Source organism: Cognatishimia coralii (assembly GCF_037478305.1).
GTDB lineage: Bacteria > Pseudomonadota > Alphaproteobacteria > Rhodobacterales > Rhodobacteraceae > Cognatishimia > Cognatishimia coralii.
Genome location: NZ_JBBGAZ010000011.1, coordinates 58032 through 81326, shown reverse-complemented (window position 1 = coordinate 81326; position 23295 = coordinate 58032). Strand labels below are relative to the sequence as shown.

The window sequence follows — 23295 nt, the reverse complement described above, 5'->3', positions numbered from 1 at the left end:
GCTAAAGCGGCCAGAGTTCCGGCTGCTGCGCATAGGCGATATAGAGCGGGTGACGCGGATGGCCCGCTTTGGTTTGACCGAAACTATGCACCGCACGACCGCTTTGCGCCAAGAGGTCTCGGATCTTAAATCCTTGATCCAAATGATCTCCATGGGCGCCCCAGGCTGCGATCACTACATCGGCCCAATCGCAGGTTTCCGTAATAAAGGCTGCGTTCTCAGGACCTTCGGGAGATTTATGTTTCCGCATCTTGTGCGGATCGGTTTCACGCAGCGCGAAAATATTCACCGCTCGAAACCCGCCAAATCCAAGGGCGCGCGCACGACGCTCGCAGCGTTCAATCGTGGGATCGTTCTGAATCTCTGTCGCTTTTGATGGATTAAGCATGATGAACGCAACTTTGCGCCCGGTGTCATCCCAAATCCGGGTCAGTGCATAGCGATAGGTCTCGCAATCAGAATAGACGGCGGTCGAGGCCGCGTCGTCTTTTTGATGGCTCCGCGTGATCATTCAGGCAGGACGAAGACCCGCGAAGGGTGCAATTCGCCTGCTTTGAAAACGCCCACGGCCACGGGCTCGCCATCAAGGCTCGCCCAGCATTCTTCGCCGTAGTCCACGTCGCTTGCGATCACCATGCCCGGATTGCCATTGCGCAAGCGCACAGCGCCCTCGGCAGTGGCCTTGACCTCGGGCAGCTCGGTCAGCCCCTCGGTCAAAGGGCGCAGATAGGCGTCGAGCTCTGGCGTTTTAGCCATCTCATCAATCTGTTCAATGGAGATGCCATCAGAGGCCGTGAAAGGCCCCGACCAGATCCGGCGCAACTCGCGCACATGGCCCAAACATCCCAAAGCCTCGCCCAGATCGCGGGCAATCGAGCGCACGTAGCCCCCTTTCCCGCAGGTCATCTCAAGCGTGACGTGGTCTGTGTCCTCTCGGTCGATCATCACCAGTTCCTCGACCCAAAGGGGGCGCGCAGCGATCTCAAAGTCTTCGTCGTCGCGCGCCAGCTTATAGGCCCGCTCGCCGTCGATTTTGACAGCCGAGAACTTGGGCGGCACCTGCATGATGTCGCCAACGAATTGGGCAAGCGCGGCTTTGATGTCGTCGTCCGTGGGACGCGCTTCCGAGGTCGCAATCACTTCGCCCTCGGCATCATCCGTGTTGGTCGCAGCCCCCAGCCGCACCGTGAACGTATAGGCCTTCAGACTGTCAGTGATGTAAGGCACCGTCTTGGTCGCCTCGCCCAGTGCCACGGCCAGAACGCCTGTCGCCTCTGGATCCAGCGTGCCAGCATGGCCTGCCTTTTTCGCAGCCATCGCCCAGCGCACCTTGTTGACCACCGCAGTCGAGGTCATCCCTGCCGGTTTGTCCACCACGAGCCAGCCCGAAATATCCCGACCTTTGCGTTTGCGCGCCATCTTAGACCTCTGAATTCAACGAAAGCGCCGGATAGGCAAAACTGAAGCGCCCGTCAACGGCTACTCGACCACGCCGACAATCGGCCCCATCCAGAACCCCGGATCCGAGCGATCCAGATCCGCCGCATGCAGCCGGCTGATCTTGCCATCGAAATAGAGCGCTTGAGGCAGCTTGAGGATATCGCGGAAAAACCGCGCGAATTCGTGGAAATTGACGGAATTTTCAGATTTCACAAAGATCGCCGTCTTGCCGTCTGCTGAAGTGCCCACCCCATTGCGCACGAATTTCGACGTGCTGTCAGGCAGGAACCGAGGATGCAATTGGCCGTCGATCACCAGCATGGGACCTGATTGCGTGGCATAAGTGCAGTCCGGCGTATCCGCTTGGTACTCAAGGCTTTCAATTACATCAGCGCGGGTGCTGCGGATACAGAGAACGCCGTTGGGCACGAGGCCAAAGTTGCCGGGGCCCGAGTTTGGATAGAGTCTGGACTCTTGCTCACCCTCTTCCAGATAAAGCCCAACCGGACGGCGATCCAAGTGATACATGCCAGCGTTCATGCCAAAGCTAAGGGTCTGGCCCTCAGGCAAATGGGCTTCAATCGAGGAAAATTGGCCGAGAATTTCACCTGCATCATCCCGCAGAAACAGGCGCAGATTTTCCTCAGCAGGCCGGACCGTGCAGATCGTATAGCGATTGCCTTCATAGCGCGCGTTCTCACAGGTGACGGCCGAGGCCACTCCCGGCAAAAACAGCGCTAAGAGAACCGCCGCAATCCTCATTCGATATCGCGTTTCACGTTATCAAGGTTCAGCATACGCCGCGTGTCATCCATCTGATCAAAGGTCTGATCCAGCTGAAACCGCAGGTCTGGCGTGAATTTCAGGCCAAGTTTCTTGCCAACAACCCGGCGCAGCTCGGCCTTATTTGCCGCCAGCAGCTTCAGAGCATTCTCCTGCCCCTTGCCACCCAAAGGCAGCACATAGGCCGTCGCGATCTTGAGATCCGGGCTCGTGCGGACTTCGCCCACAGTGATCGACATGCGGTTGAGGTCCGGATCATGGATATCGCCACGCTGCAGGACTTCCGACAGGGTACGCCTGATCAATTCGCCAACGCGAAGCTGGCGCTGAGATGGGCCGGGGCCGTCGTGGAACTTGTTCTTTCCCATATGACTGACTTATGTCCTTTCAGGGTCTTTGCCAAGCGAGGCTTATAAGGTAAGGGCAGGCGGATAGCCCAAAGGAGACGGATATGGAAGAGCTGCCAGGCATTGTGATCACCGGAGCATCAGGTCGTATGGGCCAAATGCTGATCAAGACCGTGCTTGAGAGCGACAAGGCGCGTCTCGTCGGGGCTGTGGAACGCGAGGGCCATGACTGGATCGGCCAGGATGTTGGCGTCGCCATGGGCGGTGCTGCGGTTGGGGTGTCTGTAACCGACAAACCTCTGGAAGCCTTTGTCAAAGCGCATGCTGTTATTGATTTTACAGCACCTGCAGCCACAATCGCCTTTTCCAAATTGGCGGCGCAAGCCCGCGCGGTGCATGTCATTGGGACCACCGGCATGACCGACGAGGAAATCGCGCAACTTGAACCCGCGAGCCACCACGCCGTGATCGTGCGCGCGGGCAATATGAGCCTCGGCGTCAATCTGCTGACGCAGCTGACCAAAAAGGTCGCGGCTGCTCTGGATGAGGATTTTGACATCGAGATCATCGAATCCCATCACCATCACAAAGTAGATGCCCCGTCAGGCACCGCGCTCATGCTGGGCGAAGCCGCCGCCGAAGGACGTGGTGTAGCGCTCAATGACGTGCGTGACTCGGGTCGCGATGGCATCACCGGCGCGCGCAAAAAAGGCGATATCGGCTTCACCGCCATCCGTGGCGGAGACATTGTCGGCGAACACGACGTGCTCTTTGCAGCCGCAGGCGAGCGCATCATTCTGCGCCACATGGCCACCGATCGCGCGATCTTTGCGCGCGGCGCATTGAAGGCCGCGCTCTGGGGCCAGGACAAAATGCCCGGCCAATATGACATGCTGGATGTGTTGGGGCTCTAAGCTCTACTTAAACCCATGCATCCGCTTGGCCCATTGCCAGGCGACAATCATGCCCTTGAACCGCGGCAAGACCAGCAAGGCCACAACCGTGGCCAGCGCGCACATCGACACGGCCAAAGTCAAAGGCGACGGACGCATGTATTCCCACATGGTGGTCAGGAAAAAGATCACCACGTGGCCGACAACCAGAATCGTCAGGTAGGCGGGTCCATCATCCGCGCGCTGAGGCGTATAATCCTCGCCGCATTCGGGACAGTGATCCACAACCTTGAGATAGCTGTGCAGCAAGCGCCCTTCGCCGCAATTCGGACAGCGGCACTGCAAGCCTTTCATCAGTGATGGCATCAAAGGGCGATCATCTGGCTCGTTCACACTCAAGTCACTCATTCTCTTGCTCCAAATATCCCGGGGTTTGGGGCAGAGCCCCAGCCTTGGACCAAAGGTTTGCATCAAAAATCGACGGCAATACCCTTCTTTTCCCAATCGCCATAGCGCACAGGCTCGGGCCCATCGCGACCGCCAAGCTCTGGTGCCAGTTCCATCTCTTCGGCCTTTTTGCGGCGCGCTTCGGCCTCAGCCAGCGCACGGTGCGCGGCGGGGGGCAGGTCTTTGTTCTCAGATTCGGACATCGCATGCGCTCCTTTGGCGGGGTTTCTTTCCCACATCACCCCTGATATACGCCCGCCGCACCCCTGCACAAGTGAGACAAGGAGTCCCTGATGCCTCAAGCCGGTCTGCCCGCGCGCCGCGCCGCCGTGTTCCTGCTGGATCAGGTTCTGGGCGAAGGGCGTCTTTTGTCCGAAGCCATCGGAGGCGGAGCCTTGGAGCGTCTGGATCCCGCCGACCGCGCCACGGCGCAACGTCTGGCGACGGAAACTCTGCGCGGCCTCGAACGCATTGACCGCATCTTGCAGAAACACTTGCAGAAATACCCGCCGATCACCGTGCGTAACGCGCTGCGGATCGGCGCTTACGAGCTTTGCATCGGTGGCGCGGCCCATGGCGTCGTGAATTCCTTTGTCGAGATCGTCTCACGCAGCAAACGCCATGGCTCGATGAAGGGCCTTGTGAATGCGGTTCTGCGCAAAGTGGCCGCCAACGGAGCCGAGGTCTATCCGACCCTGCGCACGCCTCGCCTGCCGAAATGGCTGCGTGGTCCGCTGGTTGAAGCCTATAGCCCCGAGATAGTCGCCGCCATCGAAGAAGCCCATTTCGCGGGCGCTCCGCTGGACCTGACCGCGAAATCCGACCAAGGCGCGTTGCAACGCGCGACCGAAGGCGCGCTTTTGCCAACGGGGTCTGTGCGTTTGAAAGAGGCGGGTCAGGTCTCAATGTTGCCGGGTTTTAAGAAAGGCACATGGTGGGTGCAGGACGCGGCTGCTGCGATTCCGGTGCAGGTCTTGGCTCCGAAAGAGGGCGAGGCGGTTCTGGAACTCTGCGCAGCGCCGGGCGGTAAAACCATGCAGATCGCAGCCTCTGGGGCCAAGGTTCGTGCTGTGGACACGAGTGAATCCCGCATGGCGCGCGTCGCGGAGAACCTAAAGCGCACGAAACTTGAGGCGGACCTCGTGGTCGGAGACGCTCTGGCCGAAGAGGGCCAATGGGACGCGATCCTGCTAGATGCTCCTTGCTCTGCCACAGGCACCATCCGTCGTCACCCCGATTTGCCTCATGCCAAGGACGGCAGTGATTTCTTTGATTTGTTCAATCTTCAGGCGCAAATGCTCGATCACGCGGTGCACCTGCTGAAACCCGGGGGACGGTTGGTCTATTGCACGTGCTCTCTGTTGCCGGACGAAGGCGAAGCTCAGGTGGAAGAACTACTCGAACGCCATGAAGGTCTGCGCGTCGACGCCGAAGCGCTGGACATCGAGGGCATCGACCCCGCTTGGCGCTCTGAAGAAGGCGGGCTGCGTCTGCGTCCAGACTATTGGTCGGATCAAGGCGGCATGGACGGGTTTTACATCGTCTGCATTCGCAAGGACTAGGCCCGCGTCGCCCCCCGCGTTAGGGTGGCGCACATGAGCAGGCTTCTTATCATTTACCATTCCCGAACAGGCGGGGCCAAATCGATGGCGCAGGCCGCGTTTGAGGCCGCGCAGAGCGAATGTGATGCGGTGATTGTGCACGCAAAGGATGCCACGCCCGAGGACCTGCTGACCGCGCAGGGTTATATCTTTTGCTGCCCCGAAAACCTCGCGGCCATCACCGGCGAAATGAAAGAGTTCTTTGACCGCAGCTACTACCCCCTGCTGGGCAGGATCGAAGGCCGCGCCTATGCTCTCATGGTCTGCGCAGGCAGCGACGGAGAGAGCGCCGTGCGCCAAATGTCGCGCATCGCGACGGGCTTACGCTTGCGTCAAGCCCAAGAGCCGATCATTGTGAACACGGATGCGCAAACGCCTGAGGCGATACTGGCCCCAAAGACTTTGACCGACGCCCAACTGGCGCCGTGCAAAGACCTGGGCGAGGCCTTTGGGGCGGGCCTGTCCATGGGTGTATTTTAACAAGATGTCGAACGGGTCGCTGTATCGCCCGTTTTAACCGAACCTTTGCCAAGCCGCGATAAAGCGATTGCAGGTGACTTTGGCAGTTGAGAGGAGTAGACTCTGGTGCAAACGCCAAAGAGCGTAGAGGCAGATCGAGATGTTCAATCCGGATAGTCTGAGCGCGCGATACACGCGGGCGATGCACCGTTTTCATGCCCGGCTGAGCACCCGTGCTCGGCCCGCGACGGCGTTTACCTCGACACCAGAGCCGCGCACCATCGGTGTTTTTGCCAAAGGTCGGCAGCTTTTGGCAGGCAATTTCCTGTTTGCAGGTCATTTGGTTGTCGCACCAGAGACCTCGATTTGGGATCTCGACACACCCGATCCCGAATTCGAAGAAGACCTGCACGGTTTTGCCTGGCTCGATGATTTCGCAGCCGTTGGCGACACGCCATGCCGTGAAAAGGCTCAGCTTTGGGTGTGGCGGTGGATTGATCGTTACGGCAAGGGCGATGGGCCCGGGTGGACGCCGGACCTCACGGGGCGGCGGCTTATTCGCTGGATCAACCACGCGATGCTCTTGCTGCAACGTCAGGACAAGGATCAGCAGGCGCGGTTCTATCGGTCTTTGGCGCAGCAGACGATCTTTCTGTCCCGCCGTTGGCACAAGGCGCAGCCGGGCTTGCAGCGGTTTGAAGCGCTGACGGGGCTCGTCTATGCTGGCCTCGCGCTTGAGGGCATGGGTAAACATGTGAAGCCCGCGGTGAAGGCTTTGGGCCGCGAATGTCAGGCGCGGATCGATGCCGAGGGCGGGATGCCGTCGCGCAATCCGGAAGAGCTTCTCGAAGTCTTTACGTTGCTCACCTGGGCAAGCGCGGCTTTGACGGACGCGGATCAACCGCTGACCGCCCCGCATCAGGTGGCGATTGAACGGATCGCGCCCACCTTGCGCACCTTGCGCCATTCCGACGGGGGATTGGCACGGTTTCATGGCGGTGGGCGTGGTCTGGAAGGGCGTCTGGACGCGGCCTTGGCAGCAAGCGATGTGAAATCTCGGCAGGCGGATGGTCTGGCGATGGGATTTGCGCGGCTGTCTGGCGGGCGGACCTCGGTGATCGTGGATGCTAGCTCTCCGACCATTGGCGAGGAATCCCAGAACGCCCATGCGTCAACCTTGGCCTTTGAGATGACCAGCGGACGCCGGCCTGTAATTGTGAACTGCGGCTCTGGCGTCAGTTTCGGCGAGGACTGGCGGCGCGCCGGGCGGGCCACGCCAAGCCACTCGACGGTGGCTTTAGATGGCTTCAGCTCCGCGCGCTTGGGCGAAAGTGGTCGTGGTTGGCGGGATGAACAGCTGATTGACGCACCCAGAGAGGTGCCGATCCAGATGAGCCCCGTCGCAGATGGCATCCGCTTTGAAGGCGGCCATGACGGATTTGTCGCGACGCATGGCCTGACCCATGCGCGCACGCTGGAGCTGACGTTTGACGGGCGCGGTCTGGCCGGAGAAGACTTGCTCTTGGCCTTGCAAGACAACGCGAAACGTCAATTTGATCGCGTGATGGACGCCAAAAAGCTGCAAGGCATCCCCTATCAGGCGCGATTCCACCTGCATCCTGACGCGAGTGCCGAGATCGATATGGGCGGAGCGGCCGTCTCAGTTGCGCTGAAAAGCGGGGAGATCTGGATATTCCGCCATGATTCTGGCGCGCATTTGTCCGTGGAACCGTCAGTTTATTTAGAAAAAGGCCGATTAAAGCCACGTGCGGCCAAACAGATAGTTTTATCTGGGGTCGCGATGGAGTATGCGACGCGCATCCGGTGGTCTCTGGCCAAGGCGCAGGACTCTGCAATGGCAATCAGGGATCTTCACCGGGAAGAGCTTGACCTGACCCATTGAACGGACCCCAAAACCGATGACCGACCTGACGCCGATCCGCCGCGCCCTGATTTCTGTATCTGACAAGACGGGGCTGATCGAGCTCGGAAAGTCCCTCAGCGATCGTGGTGTAGAGCTGCTGTCCACCGGTGGCTCCGCCAAAGCGCTGCGTGATGCGGGTCTGACGGTTGTGGATGTGGCGGATGTCACGGGCTTTCCTGAAATGATGGATGGGCGTGTAAAGACGTTGCACCCCAAGGTGCACGGTGGCCTTCTGGCGCTGCGCTCAAACCCAGAGCATGTCGCCGCAATGGAAGAGCATGGCATTAGCGGCATCGATCTGCTTGTCGTGAACCTTTACCCGTTTGAGGCCACCGTGGCTGCGGGGGGTGATTACGAGACCTGCATCGAGAACATCGACATCGGCGGCCCTGCGATGATCCGCGCGGCTTCGAAGAACCACGATGATGTGGCGGTGATTGTGGACGTTCAGGACTATGACGGCCTTCTGGCAGAACTGGATGCCAATGACGGTCAGACGACTTACGCTTTCCGCCGCAAGCAAGCTCAGATCGCCTATGCGCGCACCGCGGCCTATGACGCGGCTGTGTCGAATTGGATGGCGGCGGCGATTGGCGAAGAAGCCCCACGTCGCCGCGCTGTTGCAGGCGAGTTGGTGCAAACCCTGCGTTATGGTGAGAACAGCCACCAGCAGGCGGCCTTTTACACCGATGGCTCCGGTCGTCCGGGTGTTGCGACGGCTCAGCAGTTGCAGGGTAAGGAGTTGTCCTACAACAACATCAACGACACTGATGCCGCGTTCGAACTTGTTGCAGAGTTTGCACCAGAGAACGGCCCAGCCTGCGCGATCATTAAACACGCCAACCCTTGTGGTGTGGCCGTGGGCGCGACCCTCGTGGAAGCCTATCAAAAGGCCTTTGACTGTGACCGCACCTCGGCCTTCGGCGGTATTGTCGCCTTGAACCAGCCTTTGGATGCCGAAACCGCGACCAAGATCGTGGAGATTTTCACCGAGGTCGTGATTGCGCCCGGAGCGTCTGACGAGGCGAAAGAAATCTTTGCTAGCAAGAAAAACCTGCGTCTGTTGCTGACCGACGGTCTGCCGGATCCGAAAAAGCCGATCATGGCCTATAAGCAAGTTGCAGGCGGCATGTTGGTGCAGGACAAAGACGTAGGCTCCGTGGCCGAGGACGAACTGAAGGTCGTCACCAAGAAAGCGCCAAGTGATGCGCAGATGGCCGATCTGCAATTTGCTTGGAAAGTCGCGAAACACGTGAAATCCAACGCAATCGTCTATGTCAAAGACGGCGCAACCGTCGGCGTTGGCGCGGGCCAGATGAGCCGTGTGGATAGCGCGAATGTCGCCGCCGCAAAAGCCGAGCGCATGGCGGCGGAGCTGGGTCTGGACGAAAGCCTCGCGAAAGGCTCTGCGGTTGCTTCTGACGCCTTCTTCCCATTTGCCGACGGTCTGCTTGAGGCCGCTGCAGCCGGTGGCACCTGTGTCATCCAGCCGGGCGGATCCATGCGCGACAATGAGGTGATTGCCGCCGCTGATGAAGCCGGACTCGCAATGGTCTTTACAGGCATGCGTCACTTCCGCCACTAAGGGCGAGGCACAGGTTAAGGGGCGGCAGATGCGGCTGGTATTTTGGATCGGATTTTGGATTTTCCTGCTGGATCAGGCATCCAAATTCTATGTCGTCCATATGCTGGAACTGGATCGTGTCACGCGGATCGAGGTCTGGCCGCCCTTCCTCAACCTTCACATGGCCTGGAACACCGGCGTGAACTTCGGCCTCTTGGCTGGAAACAGTGACGTCGCGCGCTGGGCGTTGATCTTTGTGGCGCTGACGATCTGCACCTTTGTGATCTATTGGATCTGGCGGGATCGACCTCAGATAAAGGGACTGGTCTCTGCGGGCTTGCTGATTGGCGGGGCTTTGGGCAACGTTGTGGACCGGTTTATCTACGGAGCCGTGGCGGATTTTCTGAACATGAGCTGCTGTGGCTTTGACAATCCATATGCCTTCAACGTGGCCGATATCTCTGTGTTTATCGGCGCACTGGGGTTGGCTTTTTGGGGCGGGGCTCAAAAGCAGGCGTGACGGATCGGATCCGATCCGTTAAGCATAAGCGAAACGACAGGAGACGTCTGAATGGGCGGAATGCGCGCAGTCATCTTGGGAATGGTTCTGGTCTTGGCCGGTTGTGCCAACGAGAAAGGCATCCGTGTGCTGTCTTCTGGCGACGAAGGCCCGGATGAATTCGCGATCATGCCGACCAAGGAACTCGCAGCGCCTGCAAGTTATTCCAGTCTGCCGGAACCAACGCCGGGGGGCACCAACCTTGCAGACGTTGATCCATTGGCTGAAGGCGCAGCGGCCTTGGGCGGCAATCGTACCACGGCCTCGGCTGGGTCGTCCTTCCCCGCAACGGACAGCGCGCTTGTCAGCTATGCATCTCGCAATGGCACGAACCCAAATATCCGCGAGCAACTGGCGCAGGATGACGAGGCCGTCCGAGGTCAATTCAACCGCTTTGTGTCCTGGCGTCTTGGGTCTAACGACCGCTACAACGAAATCTATCGCCGCTATCACCTGAACGCCTATCGCGAGCTCGCCCGCTGGCGTCGCGCCGGCGTGAAAACGCCGACGGCCCCTACGCCGCCTCAGTAATCTTCGCTCACAATCGCGTAAAACCGGTTGAAGCGCGCCCCGCGCGGCGTAACTATCTGTTCAAACGACAGAGGAGAGTGCCATGCGGCGCATGATCTTGCTGGCCGGGCTTGCCATTGCGGCGACGCTTCCGGCCCGCGCGCAAGAAGCGGTGACGGATTTCACCTTGGACAATGGGATGCAGGTCGTGGTGGTCGAGGATCATCGTGCCCCCGTTGTCATGCATATGGTCTGGTACAAAGCAGGTTCTGCCGATGAACCCGCTGGCACCTCAGGCATCGCGCATTTTCTGGAACATCTGATGTTCAAGCAGACGGAAAACCTCGCCCCGGGTGAGTTTTCCGAGACCGTGACCGCCCAAGGTGGGCAGGACAACGCATTCACCAGTTATGACTATACGGCCTACTACCAACGCGTCGCAGCGGATCGACTGGAGTTGATGATGCAGATGGAGAGCGACCGCATGGTCAATCTGCGGCTGACCGAAGAGGATATCCTGACAGAACGCGATGTGATCATCGAAGAACGCAACCAACGCACCGAAAACAGCGCAGGCGCCCTCTTCCGCGAACAACGCATGGCCGCGCAATATATGAACCATCGCTATGGCGTGCCGATTATCGGCTGGCGTCATGAGATGGAGACCTTGGATATGGCCGACGCGCTGGCCTTCTACGAAGAATTCTATGCGCCGAATAATGCGATTCTGATCGTGGCTGGTGATGTCGAACCCGAAGACGTGCGCGCGTTGGCGGATAAATACTACGGCGTGATCCCGGCCAATCCTGATCTGAAACCACGTGCCCGGACGCAAGAGCCTCCGCAATTGTCGGCACGTCGTATGGTCTATCGCGATGCCCGCGTGGCACAGGAATATGTGACCCGCAGCTATCTCGCGCCGGAACGGGATGCAGGCGATCAGCGAGAAGCGGCGGCGCTAACGTTGTTGGCCGCGATCCTGGGCGATGGCCCGACGGCGGTTCTGCCACGCGATCTGCAATTTGGCAGCAAGCAAGCGGTCTACACAACGGCCTTCTACGGCGGCATGTCGCTGGATGACACAACCTTTGGGCTGGTGATCGTGCCGTCCGAAGGCGTGGGCCTGCAAGAGGCCGAGGACGCGATGGATGCCTCGGTGCGCCAATTCATCAAAGATGGCGTGGATGAGGATCACTTGCAGCGCATCAAAATGCAGCTGCGTGCGGCCCAGATCTATGCGCGGGACGATGCGGATGCGGTCGGCAACCGCTATGGGCGCGCTTTGACCAGCGGATTGACCATTCAAGACGTGCAAGACTGGCCGGATATCCTTCAATCGATCACCGGCGAAGAAATTGTTGCTGCGGCAGAGCGCGTGTTCAAAATCGAGAACTCTGTGACCGGCTGGTTGCGTAAACCTGCTGAGGAGGTGACCCAATGATCCGTTTTGTCCTAGGCGTTGTGATGATCTTTGCAGCCCTGCCTGCGCGGGCTGAAATCGACATCAAAGAGGTGACCAGCCCCGGCGGGATTACAGCATGGCTTGTCGAAGAACCGTCGATCCCCTTCGTGGCGCTGGAACTGCGGTTCCGAGGCGGCGGGACGCTCGATTTGCCGGGCAAGCGTGGTGCAACAAACTTGATGGTCGGCCTTCTGGAGGAAGGCACCGGCGATATGGATGCACGCGACTTTGCCAAGGCGACCGAAGAACTGGCCGCGCAATTTGGCTATCGCGCTTATGATGAATCCATCGCGCTCTCGGCCAAATTCCTGACCGAGAACCGTGATGAAGCGATTGCTCTGTTCCGCAAGTCGGTCGTAGAGCCGCGCTTTGATCAAGTGTCTATCGACCGTGTGCGCGAACAGGTGCTGAGTGGGATCCGGTCGGATGCCAAAGATCCAAACAGGATTGCATCGGCCAAGTTTGATGAATTGGCTTTTGGGGACCACCCCTATGGGTCTTCGATGGATGGGACCGAGGACAGCGTTCTTGGCCTGACGCGGGACGATATCATAGACGCGCATCGCGGTGCTCTGGCACTGGATCGGGTCTATGTTTCTGCTGTCGGGGATATCACCGCCGAGGAACTGGGCGTGATGCTGGATGATTTGCTGATGGGCCTCCCAGAAACAGGCGCAGCATTTGCCGGACCGGCGGAATTCAGCCTCGCCGGAGGTCAGACCATCGTCGATTTCGCGACGCCTCAGTCGGTCGCACTCTTCGGCCACGAAGGGATCGAGCGAGATGATCCTGATTTCTTTGCAGCCTTTTTGCTGAATACGATCATGGGTGGCAGCAGCTTTGACAATCGCTTGATGGAAGAGGTGCGCGAGAAACGCGGACTGACCTATGGCATCGGCACCTATCTGATCGCGATGGATCAAGCCGAGCTTTATCTGGGCTCTGTGGCCTCGGCCAATGATCGCGTGATGCAGGCGGTGGATGTGGTGAAATCTGAATGGGCGCGGATGGCGTCTGAAGGGCCAACACCTGAAGAGCTCGACGCGGCAAAGGCCTATCTGACCGGGGCCTATCCGCTCCGCTTTGATGGCAACGCCGCGATTGCGAATATTATGGTCGGCATGCAGATGGATGATTTGGGCCTCGACTATATCGCGGGGCGCAACGACAAGGTGCGCGCGGTCACGCTAGAGGACGTGCGGCGTGTGGCGGCGCGGCTGATGCGGCCAGAGGATCTGCATTTTGTGATCGTGGGGCAGCCTGAAAGCTGATTTCCTTTTAATTTAAGCCACTGAAAACCCCAGCGATGTCCGCTGGGGTTTTTTGTTTTGTGAAATGGGTTGACAGAATCTCCATTTAATACGATATCGAACTAAATAGTACGATGTCGCATTAAAATGGAGTAAGCAGATGACTATTTCCCGTCGCAAAGCCATCGCCCTTGTCGGCGGCGGCGTCATTCTCGCCGCAGCGGCTACAACCGGCTATCGCGTGACGCGCAGCCCGCAGGCCGCGGTGAAACCATGGGAACTCGCGGGCACCTACGCCGAACCTCGGCAAAAAGCGCTGTCCTTCGCGTTGCTATCCCCCAACCCGCATAACCTTCAGCCTTGGCTCGTGGATCTGTCCGAGCCAGACACGGTCGTGCTCTATGCCAATCCGGACAAGCTCTTGCCCGAAACTGATCCGATGAGCCGCCAAATCACGATTGGACTGGGGGCCTTTCTAGAGGTGATGCGTATTGCAGCGGCACAGGATGGGTTTCGCGTTGATCTGGACTATTTTCCAGATGGGTTTGACGCCAAAGCGCTGGATACACGTCCGATCGCGCGGGCGGTCTTTGTAAAGGATGCGGCGCAAGACCCCGATCCGCTTTTCGCGCATGTTCTGACGCGACGGTCCAATAAAGAGCCCTATGACACCTCGCGGCCAGTTTCGGGGTCAACGGTCGAGGTTTTGAAGGCTGCGAGCAGCGACCTTGCTTTTGGAAGCACTTTGGATGCCGAAGACATCGCTTACTTTCGGGATCTCACAACGAAGGCCTTGTTCGTCGAACTCAACACACCGCGCACCCATATGGAAAGTGTGGAAGTCTTTCGGATCGGCCACAAAGAGGTTGATGCCTCGCCCGATGGGATCGATCTTTCTGGGCCCATGTTTGAGAGTCTGAAATTGGCAGGTCTGTTTGATCGGGAACAAGCGGCCGATCCGACGTCCATGTCCTTTCAGGCTGGGCTGGATATGGTCGCTGGATATTGTGAAACTGCCATGGGGTATGTCTGGCTCACGACGGCCACGAATACGCGGATTGACCAGTTGAACGCCGGTCGGAACTGGGTACGGGTGAATCTTGCGGCGACTGGGATGGGTCTTGGGATTCATCCGCTCAGCCAGGCCTTGCAAGAATATCCCGAAATGGCCGCGCATTACCGAGATATTCACGCACGACTTGCGCCCGAGGGCGGAACGGTTCAAATGTTTGGACGTATTGGCTATGGTCCGGATCTGCCGCCTAGCCCGCGCTGGTCATTGGAACATAAGATTGTCGCAAGCTGACGAAATCGGAAAACTTGTTTTCGGCTTTTTCAACGAAGTCGGGATCATCAATCAATTGGCCACGCGGCAGCTGGAAAGCAAATTGCCGGGTGGTCTTTTGATTTCGCATTTCGGGGTGATCAATCACTTGATGCGCTTGGGTGACGGGCGCACGCCATTGCAGATTGCGACGGCGCATCAGGTGCCTAAAACCACGATGACCCATACGTTAGCCGGCTTAAAGAAAGCAGGGCTTATTGAGTTCGCGCCAAATCCAAAAGACGCACGGTCTAAATGCGTGATGCTGACAGATGCGGGGCGCAGGTTTCATGCCGAGGCAATCGCTGCGATCATGCCCGAGTTTCAGACGCTCTTGGGTGATTTTCCAGCAGATGAATTCGCCGCCGCCCTGCCATTTTTACAGCGTCTGCGCGGCTATATGGACGCGGCACGCGATTGAAAAACCCGGCCTTGGGCCGGGTTTGTTTGAGTATTTAGGGCAAGATGAAACGGGGCGCCTATTCGCCGTAAGGTACCCAGATATTTTTGACCTCGGTCGCGGCCTCTAGGAATTCGCGCCCTTCGCCCGCATCGCCCAGCCAGTCGCGGTCCTGGCCATTGTTCACCCAGGTCCGTTTCAGGTTGGCAGCACTTTTGGCTTCGATGGATCCGGACAAGTCAGAAGACGAGAAGCTCCAGATTGCATCCAAATTCAGATGATCCGCCATTGGGCCTGCGAGGTCCGCATGTGGCCCTGTGAGAATGTTTACAACTCCGGCAGGGACGTCAGATGTCTCGAGGATCTGATAGAAGTCCAGCGCGACCAGGGGGAAGGCCTCTGAGGCCGCAAGAACCAGCCTGTTGCCCATCGCGATGGCCGGTGCCATGAGCGAGACAAGGCCCAGAAGCGGGGTGTCATCGGGGCAGATGGCTCCGATCACGCCGACGGGTTCGCGCATGGCAAGGGCAACGCCTCGGATTGGCACATTATGGGCTTGGCCGTCGAACTTATCGGCCCAAGCGGCATAGGTGAAGAGACGCGAGATCGCGACGTCGACTTCAACGGCTCCGGAGTTACCGCCGGTTAGGCTGTCGATCCGCGCGGCAAATTCCTCAGATCGCGCAGCGAGGTTTTCCGCGATGTAGTAGAGGATTTGCGCGCGCAGATGGCCTGTGGTCTTAGACCATGCTTTTGCGCCTGCTGCTGCCTCGACAGCATTGCGCACATCTTTGCGATTGGCGATTGGGGATTGGCCCAAAAGCTGGCCATCCGGTCCATAGATGTTCTGCGAATAGCCACCGTCAGGACGTGCCTGCTTGCCACCGATATAGAGCTTTGGTGTGCGGTCCAGGGGATCGATAGACCCGATTTCGCTTGTGTCACCCGGGAAGGCTTCGATTTTGTCCAAAGCCTCGGTTTCGGCTTTTGGCTTGGTATAGGCCATAAGCCCTTCCCAACCGCCTTCGCGGCCAAAGCCGCTTTCGCGGATGCCGCCAAAGCCTGCCGCCGCATCAAAGAGATTGGTCGCATTGACCCAAACCACACCGGCCGCCAGTTTTGGGGCGATGTCGAGGGCGAGGTTCACGTTCTCGGTCCAGACCGTCGCGGCGAGGCCATAGCGTGTGTTATTCGCGATCTCGACGGCCTCTGCAGGTGTGCGGAAGGTCATTGAGCAGAGCACGGGCCCGAAGATTTCCTCTTGCATCAATAGGTCAGAGGGCGCGAGGCCGGTGATCAGGGTTGGCGGATAGAAACAGCCGTCTTCTGGCACATCGCACGGCGCGTGATAGGTTTCGCCCGCTGTGTTGGCGGCGACCATGGAGGTGATTGTGTCTAGCTGCACTGGATCAACGATGGCACCGACGTCGATGCATTTGTCCAGCGGGTCTCCGATGCGCAGGTTGGCCATGCGGGCCTTGAGCTTGGCGTAGAAGCGATCTGCGATGCCTTCTTGCACCAAAAGGCGCGATCCGGCGCAGCAGACTTGGCCCTGGTTGAACCAGATCGCATCCACCAGCCCTTCGATGGCGCTGTCGATGTCGGCGTCGTCAAAGACGATATATGGGGATTTGCCGCCCAGCTCTAGCGTTAGGGCCTTGCCGCTTCCTGCGGTCGCTTCGCGGATTTTGCGGCCGACAGAGGTGGAGCCGGTGAAGGCGATTTTGTCGATATCCTCATGGGTGACGATCTTTTCACCAACAGAACCGTCTCCGGTGACGATATTAACGACGCCTTTGGGCAGGCCCGCCTGGCGGCAGATGTCTGCGAAGAGGATAGCCGTCAGGGACGTATATTCGGCAGGTTTCAACACCACGGTGTTGCCCATCGCCAGCGCTGGCGCAACTTTCCAGGCCAGCATTAACAGCGGGAAGTTCCAGGGGATGATCTGGCCACACACGCCAAGCGCCTCGCGATCAGGTAATTCGCTGGCCATCAGTTGGGCCATGCCTGCGTGGTAGTAGAAATGCCGTTGCACCAGTGGGATGTCGATGTCGCGGCTCTCGCGGATTGGCTTGCCGTTGTCGAGCGTTTCCAGAACCGCAAAGAGGCGGCTGTGTTTCTGCAAGAGGCGCGCAATGGCATAGAGATAGCGTGCGCGGTGATGGCTCGACATACCGGACCAATCCGGAAAGGCAGCACGCGCCGCCATAACAGCAGAGTCTACATCGGCTTGCGTGGCTTGGCTGAGGTGGGCGAGGACTTCGCCATTGGCTGGGTTCTTAGATTCAAAGTCAGCCGTCGGTGCGGTGAATTCGCCGTTGATGAAGTGGCCGAACGAGGCCCCTTGGTCCACAAGCCAGGCCAGCGCATCACCAGCGCTTTCGGGGGCGGGGCCATAGTCCATCGTGTCAAAAATCTCTTTTACGGTCATGTCTCAATCCATTGGCCGGGCGTCGTTGACGCGTACTTTGTCTGCACTTTTCCCGAGTTTCACCTCGTCGATATATAGGACCTGTGTCGGCATCGGTCCGCTATGACGGCTTACGAAAGACCGGTAGATCCCATATTTGAAGTAGAACTCTCGGGGTACAAAATTGATGAAGTCTTTGATCGCCGCCTTGCGGGTTCCGTTCACATAGACTTCCAGAACTTCGCGGTCGTTGTCCGTATCCAGATGGATCATCACATCCGTCCACTTCCCGCGCATCGTGTTTATGTTCGCCAGCGTGAATTTCTTGACGTTGTCGCGCACATTGTCAGCGCTGCCCGTCAGGATGTGAACGCCCGCGACATAGGAATTGCCCCGCATTTCGAGCTGCATCAGCGGAGGGAACGACGGAAGCCCCCCTGCCGTTCCCGAGGGCCCACCACGTTGGTGGATCTGACCGACCGTCGTGTTGACCTTACTGCTCGTTTTGAAATCCTGTGGCACGTAGACCGAAAAGCCGATCCATTGCGTTGACCCATAGCGCCAGACCTGCTTCAGGCGAATTTCGCTGCGCTCTCTGTCGTTTTTGCAATCGCTCCAGCTGCCTTCGCTGGCGCAATCGCCGGGGCGCACTTCGAAACGCTGCGCGCGCTTACCTGCGCGCACCGGGGATTTCACGATCTGATAACCCCATTTAGTTTTGCTAAGCGACCGCTCGCCGGACAGACGTCGGGCGTCTGCATCCGTTGTGACAAGCGTCGTGGCCAGAGCAAGGGACAGCACCCATGCGATGCGTTTACCCCATGGCATGGCGGTACCCCGCGGAATAGCGGCCTGTCAGGTGATGTTCGAGTTGACGTTCGATATCACCCAGCAGCGACGAGGCTCCAAAACGGAACAGATCAGGCTGCAACCAGCGATCGCCAAGTTCGTCTTTCATCAGGGCCAGATAGACCAGCGCATCTTTGGCCTTGGAAATCCCGCCCGCGGGTTTGTACCCCACGCGATAACCGGTGCGGTCATAGTAATCGCGGATCGCGCGGATCATGGTCAGCGAGACGGGTAGGGTGGCGTTGACGCTCTCTTTGCCGGTCGAGGTCTTGATGAAATCAGCGCCCGCCATCATGCACACCAACGAGGCGCGGGCGACGTTGCGAAGGGTGCCCAGTTCTCCAGTTGCGAGGATGGCTTTGACATGAGCGTCGCCGCAGGCTTCGCGGAAAGCTTTCATTTCATCATAAAGTGCCTGCCAATTGCCTTGCAGTACATGACGGCGAGTAATAACGATGTCGATTTCGGAGGCCCCAGCGGCCACGGATTGGCGGATTTCTTCGACTCGCAGGTGGAACGGCGATAAGCCCGCAGGAAAGCCGGTCGATACAGCAGCCACAGGTATGCCGGTGCCTTCCAGAGCTTGAACCGCGGTTTCGATCATGTCGTGGTAAACACAAATCGCGCCGGTTGTGAGGTCGGGAAGGTCGAGATCGGCCAAAAGGGCAGGGTTCACCGGTTGTTTGGCTTTGGCGCAAAGGCGTTTGACCCGGCCTTCGGTATCGTCACCAGACAGGGTGGTTAGGTCGATCAAGGAAATCGCGCGACACAGCCAAGCCGCCTGATAGTCTTTCTTAACCGAGCGCCGTCCCGGCAAAGTCGCCGCGCGCCGTTCTACGGCCGAGGTATTTACCTGTACGGCGCGCACCCAATCCAAATCCAGATCCATGCCCGGATTGCGCGGCTCGATCGCCTGAGGCAGTTGATGCGTCGCTGCCTCGATGGTCGTAGTTTCCATGACTCGTCCTTCGCAAATTCCGAACTACCGTCTCATGCGTGTTTTAAGAGTTCAAGCGGTGTGACGCTTGGTACAGCTTCTAATTTGACCAAAAAGTCAAAATTTATTTGAGAATGGTTCTCAAGTTGCTTGACTTAATTGCGAATAATTCTCAATAACATTGACAGAGTTGAGAATGGTTCTCATATTCAATTTGAAATCGAAGGAAACCCAATGCGATTCTATCGTCGTGTTCTCTTGTCTTTTGTAATGGCCATTTTGGCTGCTCCATCCTTTGCGATGGATCGTTTGAATGTGGTTGCGACCACTGGCATGATCGCTGATGCGGCACGTCAAGTCGGGGGCGATCTTGTCGAGGTCAAGGGCCTGATGGGGCCGGGCGTGGACCCGCATGCCTATCGCCAGACCCGCACCGATATCGTTGCAATGACTCGCGCGGATCTGGTGCTTTGGCACGGTCTCTATCTTGAAGCGCAGATGGAAGATTTCTTCACCGATCTTTCCGCGAAACGTAACGTTGTTGAGGTCGCCGCTGGACTGGATACATCCCTGCTGCGCGGCCATGATGACTATGACGACAAGTTTGACCCGCATGTCTGGATGAACCCGGACATCTGGGCACTGATTGTAGAGCAAGTGCAAAGCGCTTTGACGGCAACGCAACCTGAAAGCGCGGATGTTTTTGCAGCCAATGCGCAAGAGCACCTCGCAGAGATTGATCGTCTCTCGGGCTATGCGAAATCGGCTTTGGCATCCGTGCCGGAACAGTCGCGCGTCCTTTTGTCTGCCCATGACGCTTTCGGCTACTTTGGTGAGGCCTACGGGTTCGAAGTCCTTGGTATCCAGGGCATTTCGACCGAGTCCGAGGCCGGTTTGAACCGCATCTCTGAATTGGTTGACCTTCTGGTAACCCGCGACATCCGCGCGGTCTTTGTCGAGACCTCTGTGTCGGATCGTTCCATGCGTGCCGTCATTGAAGGTGCTGCGGCCAAGGGGCACAAGGTCTCTATCGGCGGCGAGCTTTTCTCGGATGCTATGGGTGAGGATGGCACCTATGAGGGTACCTACATTGGAATGATCGATCACAACGCGACGGTGATCACCAACGCGCTTGGCGGTAATGCACCTTTGCGTGGCATGAACAACAAGTTGAGTGCGGGGTCTTAAACGATGGCAATGACGCTGGCTTCTTTGGACGGGCGGTCTCAGGCAGAAGATCCAACCATCAGCCCATTGGCTGTGCGGGGTTTGACCGTGTCCTATGGCGAAAAGCCAGCTGTCTTTTCGGTCGACATGACTCTGAGCAAAGGTCGTATGACGGCCATTGTCGGTCCCAATGGGGCCGGCAAATCCACATTGCTTAAGGCGGCCCTTGGCATCATTTCGCCTTTGGCGGGGCAGGCTTTGGTGCATGGGAAATCGCTGAAATCCCAGCGTCACCGGATTGCCTATGTGCCTCAGCGCGCCTCTGTGGATTGGGATTTCCCGACCCGTGTGATTGACGTGGTGCTGATGGGCTTGCAGCGCGAGCTTGGCCTTTTGGGGCGTGTCCGTGCCCATCATCGGGAAAGGGCTTTGGCCTGTCTGGACCGTGTTGGCATGCAAGATTTCGCCGATCGCCAGATTGGCCAGCTCTCCGGAGGCCAGCAACAGCGGGTGTTTCTGGCGCGCGCTTTGTCGCAGAATGCTGATCTCTATATGCTGGACGAGCCCTTTGCCGGTGTAGACGCCGCCACAGAACGCGCCATCATCGCCGTACTGAAATCCCTGCGTGAAGAGGGCAAAACCGTGGTCGCCGTGCACCACGATCTGGCGACTGTGACGGAATATTTTGACGACATTTTCCTGATCAACACACGCAAAGTGGCAGAAGGCCCGGTCGAGACCACCTTCACCGCGGAAAATCTTAATAAAACCTATGGCGGCCGTCTTGCGATGGCGCAGATCGACCAGCTGGAACTGGCCGCGGGCTGATGTTCTGGCAGGCGGTGACGCTACAGCTGGGCTATAACGCCACGCTTGTCATGCTTGGCGCGGCCTGTTTGGGCGTGGCGGCTGGGGTCACAGGGACATTCCTGTTTCTGCGCAAACGCGCATTGGTCAGCGATGCAATCAGCCATGCGACCCTGCCCGGAGTCGGCTTGGCCTTCATGCTTATGGTCGCCCTTGGAGGGGACGGCCGAAATCTGATCGGCTTGCTTCTTGGATCCGCTGTTTCAGCCGGGATCGGGCTGCTTTGTGTGAACTGGCTGACGCGTCGCACCCGTTTGGCAGAAGACGCGGCCATCGGCGCGGTGCTTTCAGTGTTTTTCGGCTTTGGGATCGTCTTGCTGACGGTTATTCAGACCATGTCCTCTGGCCGTCAGGCCGGGCTCGAAGGCTTCTTGTTGGGCTCGACCGCCGGCATGCTGTGGAACGAAGCCATGGTGATCGCCCTCGGAGGCGCGGTGACTTTGGCCTTGGTTGTAGCGTTACGGCGGCCAATGACTCTGGTGGCGTTTGATCCCGAATACGCCGCTGCAACGGGGCGCAATGTGGCCCAGATCGACCTTGCCATCATGGGTTTGGCCATGGCCGTGACCGTGATCGGGTTAAAAATCGTCGGTCTGATCCTGATCGTTGCAATGCTGATTATTCCGCCGGTGACCGCGCGGTTTTGGACTGACCGCACCGACACGATGGTGGTTATTTCCGGCGCTGCTGGGGGGCTTGCGGCCTATCTCGGGGCGGCATGGTCCGCCGTCGTTCCTTCGATGCCGACGGGGCCGATCATCGTCTTGGTCAGTTTCGCGGGTTTCGTCGTCTCGTTGCTACTTGCGCCCAACCGGGGGGTGCTCGCCGCCGTATTGCGCCACCGTCGCTTTCAGGCGCGGGTGCATCTGCGCCAAGGGCTTTTGGCGCTGGCGCAGGGGCAACCCATCTACGAACGTTACACGTCTCGGATATTGCAACGCGCAGGTCTTGTGTCCGCTGACGGTGTCGCCACCGAAGCAGGCCGTGCCCGCGCCGCGAAGGCGCTGCTTGACGAAAAGCGTTGGGAGATTGTGCGTGCTGATCAGGCGATGGAGGGCGCGGCGGCGCTCTATGACGGCATGCGCGCCTTGGAAACTGTGCTGACGGTCGACCAAATCGCAGAGGTCGACGCCAAACTTGCCCCACCCGAGGCCCTGGCATGAGCGGCGCAGAGTTCGTCCCCCTCAGTTTGCCCCCCCTCGTGATCGGGGTCTTGGCGGCTGTCGCCTGTGCCTTGCCCGGGAACTTTCTGGTCCTGCGAAAACAGGCCCTGATCGGAGACGCCATAAGCCACGTCGTCCTGCCTGGGATCGTCGTCGCTTTCCTGGTGACTGGCGTGGTGTCCGCCTGGCCCATGATGATAGGCGCAGCGCTTGCGGCCTTGGTCGCTGTCGGCTTGATCGAAGCCATTCGCCGCCTTGGCCGTATTGAACCGGGCGCGGCGATGGGTGTTGTGTTTACGGCGATGTTTGCGGGTGGTGTCTTGCTCTTGGAGCAAAGCGATACGTCCTCGGTACATCTGGACGTTGAACACGCACTTTATGGCAATCTGGAAAGCTTGATCTGGCTAGACGCGACGGGCTGGCAGAGCCTCTGGGATCCGGTCGCTTTGGCAGGTCTGCCTGACGAGCTTTTGCGGATGGCGATTACTCTGCTGGTCGTTGGGCTATTCACTTGGGTTCTGTGGAGACCACTAAAGATCTCGACCTTCGATGCAGGCTTCGCTGAAGCCGTCGGCGTGCCGACCGGCACGGTGGGATTGGGGTTGGTTGTGGTTTCGGCGATTGCAGCGGTTGCGGCCTTTGATGCGGTCGGCTCGATCATTGTGATCGCGATGTTTATTTGCCCTCCGGCTGCGGCGCGTATGATGACGAATAGCCTGGAGCGGCAAGTGTTTTGGAGCGTGGTTTTCGCGGTGCTTTCTGCCGTTCTGGGATATGTTTTCGCTGGCTATGGCCCACTTTGGTTCGGCGCGGCCAACGCGGTCTCCGCCGCTGGAATGATCGCGACGGTTTCCGGTATTTTACTGGGGTTGGCGGCTGTCTTCGGCCCCTGCCGTACGCGCAGCGGAGCCCCTGTCGCCTAACTCGGAAGGGCTG

24 protein-coding genes are annotated in these 23295 nt (G+C 58.7%); 15 read left to right on the top strand and 9 right to left on the bottom strand.

Annotated elements, in window-relative coordinates; genetic code table 11:
- Position 1: 1 nt before the first annotated feature.
- The 4 genes from WG622_RS15870 to rbfA are packed head-to-tail and all read right to left on the bottom strand — an operon-like array spanning position 2 to position 2591.
- A complete protein-coding gene (locus tag WG622_RS15870; RefSeq protein WP_339404485.1) occupies positions 2–511 on the bottom strand; it encodes a DUF1643 domain-containing protein in 510 nt (169 codons plus the stop codon).
- On the bottom strand, positions 508–1419 hold the full coding sequence (gene truB, locus WG622_RS15865) for a tRNA pseudouridine(55) synthase TruB (RefSeq protein ID WP_339404484.1): 912 nt from the start codon (positions 1417–1419) through the stop codon (positions 508–510). Before truB ends, WG622_RS15870 begins: the two co-directional genes overlap by 4 nt.
- Before the next feature lie 60 nt (positions 1420–1479).
- On the bottom strand, positions 1480–2202 hold the full coding sequence (locus WG622_RS15860; protein WP_339404483.1) for a phosphodiester glycosidase family protein: 723 nt from the start codon (positions 2200–2202) through the stop codon (positions 1480–1482).
- The gene (rbfA, locus tag WG622_RS15855) at positions 2199–2591 is read right to left on the bottom strand and encodes a 30S ribosome-binding factor RbfA (protein WP_339404482.1); all 393 of its coding nucleotides are present in this window, start codon (positions 2589–2591) and stop codon (positions 2199–2201) included. The genes WG622_RS15860 and rbfA overlap by 4 nt, the downstream gene beginning before the upstream one ends.
- A gap of 83 nt (positions 2592–2674) precedes the next feature.
- Between rbfA and dapB the strand changes: the two genes are divergently transcribed.
- Positions 2675–3484 (top strand): 4-hydroxy-tetrahydrodipicolinate reductase, encoded by an 810-nt coding sequence (dapB, locus tag WG622_RS15850; RefSeq protein WP_339404481.1) that lies wholly within the window; start codon positions 2675–2677, stop codon positions 3482–3484.
- A gap of 3 nt (positions 3485–3487) precedes the next feature.
- Here dapB and WG622_RS15845 read toward each other — a convergent pair whose 3' ends face one another.
- Together WG622_RS15845 and WG622_RS15840 are read right to left on the bottom strand one after the other, a co-directional pair.
- Positions 3488–3871, bottom strand: coding sequence for a DUF983 domain-containing protein (locus tag WG622_RS15845; RefSeq protein ID WP_339404480.1), 384 nt, complete (start codon positions 3869–3871; stop codon positions 3488–3490).
- Positions 3872–3933: 62 nt separating this feature from the next.
- Complete coding sequence (locus tag WG622_RS15840) at positions 3934–4113, bottom strand: DUF1674 domain-containing protein (protein WP_339404479.1); 180 nt, start codon at positions 4111–4113, stop codon at positions 3934–3936.
- A 90-nt stretch (positions 4114–4203) separates the two neighbouring features.
- On the opposite strand from WG622_RS15840, the gene WG622_RS15835 reads away from it, so the two are divergent.
- The 10 genes from WG622_RS15835 (at position 4204) to WG622_RS15790 (ending at position 14984) form a co-directional block, all read left to right on the top strand.
- Positions 4204–5472 carry an RsmB/NOP family class I SAM-dependent RNA methyltransferase gene (locus WG622_RS15835; protein WP_339404478.1) on the top strand — a complete coding sequence of 423 codons (1269 nt, stop codon included), beginning with the start codon at positions 4204–4206 and terminating at the stop codon, positions 5470–5472.
- Between the two features lie 33 nt (positions 5473–5505).
- Positions 5506–5991, top strand: coding sequence for a flavodoxin family protein (locus WG622_RS15830; protein ID WP_339404477.1), 486 nt, complete (start codon positions 5506–5508; stop codon positions 5989–5991).
- 139 nt (positions 5992–6130) lie between these two features.
- Positions 6131–7873, top strand: a complete 1743-nt coding sequence (locus tag WG622_RS15825) for a heparinase II/III family protein (protein ID WP_339404476.1) — start codon at positions 6131–6133, stop codon at positions 7871–7873.
- 16 nt (positions 7874–7889) lie between these two features.
- Positions 7890–9479 carry a bifunctional phosphoribosylaminoimidazolecarboxamide formyltransferase/IMP cyclohydrolase gene (gene purH, locus WG622_RS15820; RefSeq protein ID WP_339404475.1) on the top strand — a complete coding sequence of 530 codons (1590 nt, stop codon included), beginning with the start codon at positions 7890–7892 and terminating at the stop codon, positions 9477–9479.
- Positions 9480–9507: 28 nt separating this feature from the next.
- Positions 9508–9978 (top strand): signal peptidase II, encoded by a 471-nt coding sequence (gene lspA, locus WG622_RS15815; protein ID WP_339404474.1) that lies wholly within the window; start codon positions 9508–9510, stop codon positions 9976–9978.
- Positions 9979–10029: 51 nt separating this feature from the next.
- The gene (locus tag WG622_RS15810) at positions 10030–10548 is read left to right on the top strand and encodes a DUF3035 domain-containing protein (protein WP_245168781.1); all 519 of its coding nucleotides are present in this window, start codon (positions 10030–10032) and stop codon (positions 10546–10548) included.
- Between the two features lie 82 nt (positions 10549–10630).
- On the top strand, positions 10631–11968 hold the full coding sequence (locus WG622_RS15805) for a M16 family metallopeptidase (RefSeq protein WP_438839177.1): 1338 nt from the start codon (positions 10631–10633) through the stop codon (positions 11966–11968).
- Complete coding sequence (locus WG622_RS15800; RefSeq protein ID WP_339404473.1) at positions 11965–13260, top strand: M16 family metallopeptidase; 1296 nt, start codon at positions 11965–11967, stop codon at positions 13258–13260. The genes WG622_RS15805 and WG622_RS15800 overlap by 4 nt, the downstream gene beginning before the upstream one ends.
- Positions 13261–13399: 139 nt before the next feature.
- A complete protein-coding gene (locus WG622_RS15795; protein WP_339404472.1) occupies positions 13400–14545 on the top strand; it encodes an Acg family FMN-binding oxidoreductase in 1146 nt (381 codons plus the stop codon).
- Positions 14532–14984, top strand: a complete 453-nt coding sequence (locus tag WG622_RS15790; protein ID WP_339404471.1) for a MarR family winged helix-turn-helix transcriptional regulator — start codon at positions 14532–14534, stop codon at positions 14982–14984. The genes WG622_RS15795 and WG622_RS15790 overlap by 14 nt, the downstream gene beginning before the upstream one ends.
- A 58-nt stretch (positions 14985–15042) precedes the next feature.
- On the opposite strand, the gene WG622_RS15785 is transcribed toward WG622_RS15790, so the two are convergent.
- The 3 genes from WG622_RS15785 to deoC are packed head-to-tail and all read right to left on the bottom strand — an operon-like array spanning position 15043 to position 19183.
- Positions 15043–17397 carry an aldehyde dehydrogenase family protein gene (locus WG622_RS15785; RefSeq protein ID WP_339404470.1) on the bottom strand — a complete coding sequence of 785 codons (2355 nt, stop codon included), beginning with the start codon at positions 17395–17397 and terminating at the stop codon, positions 15043–15045.
- 3 nt (positions 17398–17400) lie between these two features.
- Positions 17401–18204 carry a polysaccharide lyase family 20 protein gene (locus WG622_RS15780; protein WP_339404469.1) on the bottom strand — a complete coding sequence of 268 codons (804 nt, stop codon included), beginning with the start codon at positions 18202–18204 and terminating at the stop codon, positions 17401–17403.
- Positions 18191–19183, bottom strand: coding sequence for a deoxyribose-phosphate aldolase (gene deoC / locus WG622_RS15775; RefSeq protein ID WP_339404468.1), 993 nt, complete (start codon positions 19181–19183; stop codon positions 18191–18193). The genes WG622_RS15780 and deoC overlap by 14 nt, the downstream gene beginning before the upstream one ends.
- A 213-nt stretch (positions 19184–19396) precedes the next feature.
- Between deoC and WG622_RS15770 the strand changes: the two genes are divergently transcribed.
- Genes WG622_RS15770 through WG622_RS15755 form a run of 4 tightly spaced genes read left to right on the top strand, consistent with a single transcriptional unit; the run spans position 19397 to position 23282 of the window.
- Positions 19397–20350 (top strand): metal ABC transporter solute-binding protein, Zn/Mn family, encoded by a 954-nt coding sequence (locus WG622_RS15770; RefSeq protein ID WP_438839176.1) that lies wholly within the window; start codon positions 19397–19399, stop codon positions 20348–20350.
- 3 nt (positions 20351–20353) lie between these two features.
- A complete protein-coding gene (locus tag WG622_RS15765; protein WP_339404467.1) occupies positions 20354–21157 on the top strand; it encodes a metal ABC transporter ATP-binding protein in 804 nt (267 codons plus the stop codon).
- On the top strand, positions 21157–22359 hold the full coding sequence (locus WG622_RS15760) for a metal ABC transporter permease (RefSeq protein WP_339404466.1): 1203 nt from the start codon (positions 21157–21159) through the stop codon (positions 22357–22359). The genes WG622_RS15765 and WG622_RS15760 overlap by 1 nt, the downstream gene beginning before the upstream one ends.
- The gene (locus tag WG622_RS15755) at positions 22356–23282 is read left to right on the top strand and encodes a metal ABC transporter permease (RefSeq protein WP_339404465.1); all 927 of its coding nucleotides are present in this window, start codon (positions 22356–22358) and stop codon (positions 23280–23282) included. The genes WG622_RS15760 and WG622_RS15755 overlap by 4 nt, the downstream gene beginning before the upstream one ends.
- Positions 23283–23295: the final 13 nt, after the last annotated feature.

What these genes read in the sequence shown, in the direction of transcription:
- WG622_RS15870 (WP_339404485.1), bottom strand. Translation starts at nt 511, where the DNA reads ATGATCACGCGGAGCCATCAAAAAGACGACGCGGCCTCGACCGCCGTC.
- truB (WP_339404484.1), bottom strand. Translation starts at nt 1,419, where the DNA reads ATGGCGCGCAAACGCAAAGGTCGGGATATTTCGGGCTGGCTCGTGGTG.
- WG622_RS15860 (WP_339404483.1), bottom strand. Translation starts at nt 2,202, where the DNA reads ATGAGGATTGCGGCGGTTCTCTTAGCGCTGTTTTTGCCGGGAGTGGCC.
- rbfA (WP_339404482.1), bottom strand. Translation starts at nt 2,591, where the DNA reads ATGGGAAAGAACAAGTTCCACGACGGCCCCGGCCCATCTCAGCGCCAG.
- dapB (WP_339404481.1), top strand. Translation starts at nt 2,675, where the DNA reads ATGGAAGAGCTGCCAGGCATTGTGATCACCGGAGCATCAGGTCGTATG.
- WG622_RS15845 (WP_339404480.1), bottom strand. Translation starts at nt 3,871, where the DNA reads ATGAGTGACTTGAGTGTGAACGAGCCAGATGATCGCCCTTTGATGCCA.
- WG622_RS15840 (WP_339404479.1), bottom strand. Translation starts at nt 4,113, where the DNA reads ATGTCCGAATCTGAGAACAAAGACCTGCCCCCCGCCGCGCACCGTGCG.
- WG622_RS15835 (WP_339404478.1), top strand. Translation starts at nt 4,204, where the DNA reads ATGCCTCAAGCCGGTCTGCCCGCGCGCCGCGCCGCCGTGTTCCTGCTG.
- WG622_RS15830 (WP_339404477.1), top strand. Translation starts at nt 5,506, where the DNA reads ATGAGCAGGCTTCTTATCATTTACCATTCCCGAACAGGCGGGGCCAAA.
- WG622_RS15825 (WP_339404476.1), top strand. Translation starts at nt 6,131, where the DNA reads ATGTTCAATCCGGATAGTCTGAGCGCGCGATACACGCGGGCGATGCAC.
- purH (WP_339404475.1), top strand. Translation starts at nt 7,890, where the DNA reads ATGACCGACCTGACGCCGATCCGCCGCGCCCTGATTTCTGTATCTGAC.
- lspA (WP_339404474.1), top strand. Translation starts at nt 9,508, where the DNA reads ATGCGGCTGGTATTTTGGATCGGATTTTGGATTTTCCTGCTGGATCAG.
- WG622_RS15810 (WP_245168781.1), top strand. Translation starts at nt 10,030, where the DNA reads ATGGGCGGAATGCGCGCAGTCATCTTGGGAATGGTTCTGGTCTTGGCC.
- WG622_RS15805 (WP_438839177.1), top strand. Translation starts at nt 10,631, where the DNA reads ATGCGGCGCATGATCTTGCTGGCCGGGCTTGCCATTGCGGCGACGCTT.
- WG622_RS15800 (WP_339404473.1), top strand. Translation starts at nt 11,965, where the DNA reads ATGATCCGTTTTGTCCTAGGCGTTGTGATGATCTTTGCAGCCCTGCCT.
- WG622_RS15795 (WP_339404472.1), top strand. Translation starts at nt 13,400, where the DNA reads ATGACTATTTCCCGTCGCAAAGCCATCGCCCTTGTCGGCGGCGGCGTC.
- WG622_RS15785 (WP_339404470.1), bottom strand. Translation starts at nt 17,397, where the DNA reads ATGACCGTAAAAGAGATTTTTGACACGATGGACTATGGCCCCGCCCCC.
- WG622_RS15780 (WP_339404469.1), bottom strand. Translation starts at nt 18,204, where the DNA reads ATGCCATGGGGTAAACGCATCGCATGGGTGCTGTCCCTTGCTCTGGCC.
- deoC (WP_339404468.1), bottom strand. Translation starts at nt 19,183, where the DNA reads ATGGAAACTACGACCATCGAGGCAGCGACGCATCAACTGCCTCAGGCG.
- WG622_RS15770 (WP_438839176.1), top strand. Translation starts at nt 19,397, where the DNA reads ATGCGATTCTATCGTCGTGTTCTCTTGTCTTTTGTAATGGCCATTTTG.
- WG622_RS15765 (WP_339404467.1), top strand. Translation starts at nt 20,354, where the DNA reads ATGGCAATGACGCTGGCTTCTTTGGACGGGCGGTCTCAGGCAGAAGAT.
- WG622_RS15760 (WP_339404466.1), top strand. Translation starts at nt 21,157, where the DNA reads ATGTTCTGGCAGGCGGTGACGCTACAGCTGGGCTATAACGCCACGCTT.
- WG622_RS15755 (WP_339404465.1), top strand. Translation starts at nt 22,356, where the DNA reads ATGAGCGGCGCAGAGTTCGTCCCCCTCAGTTTGCCCCCCCTCGTGATC.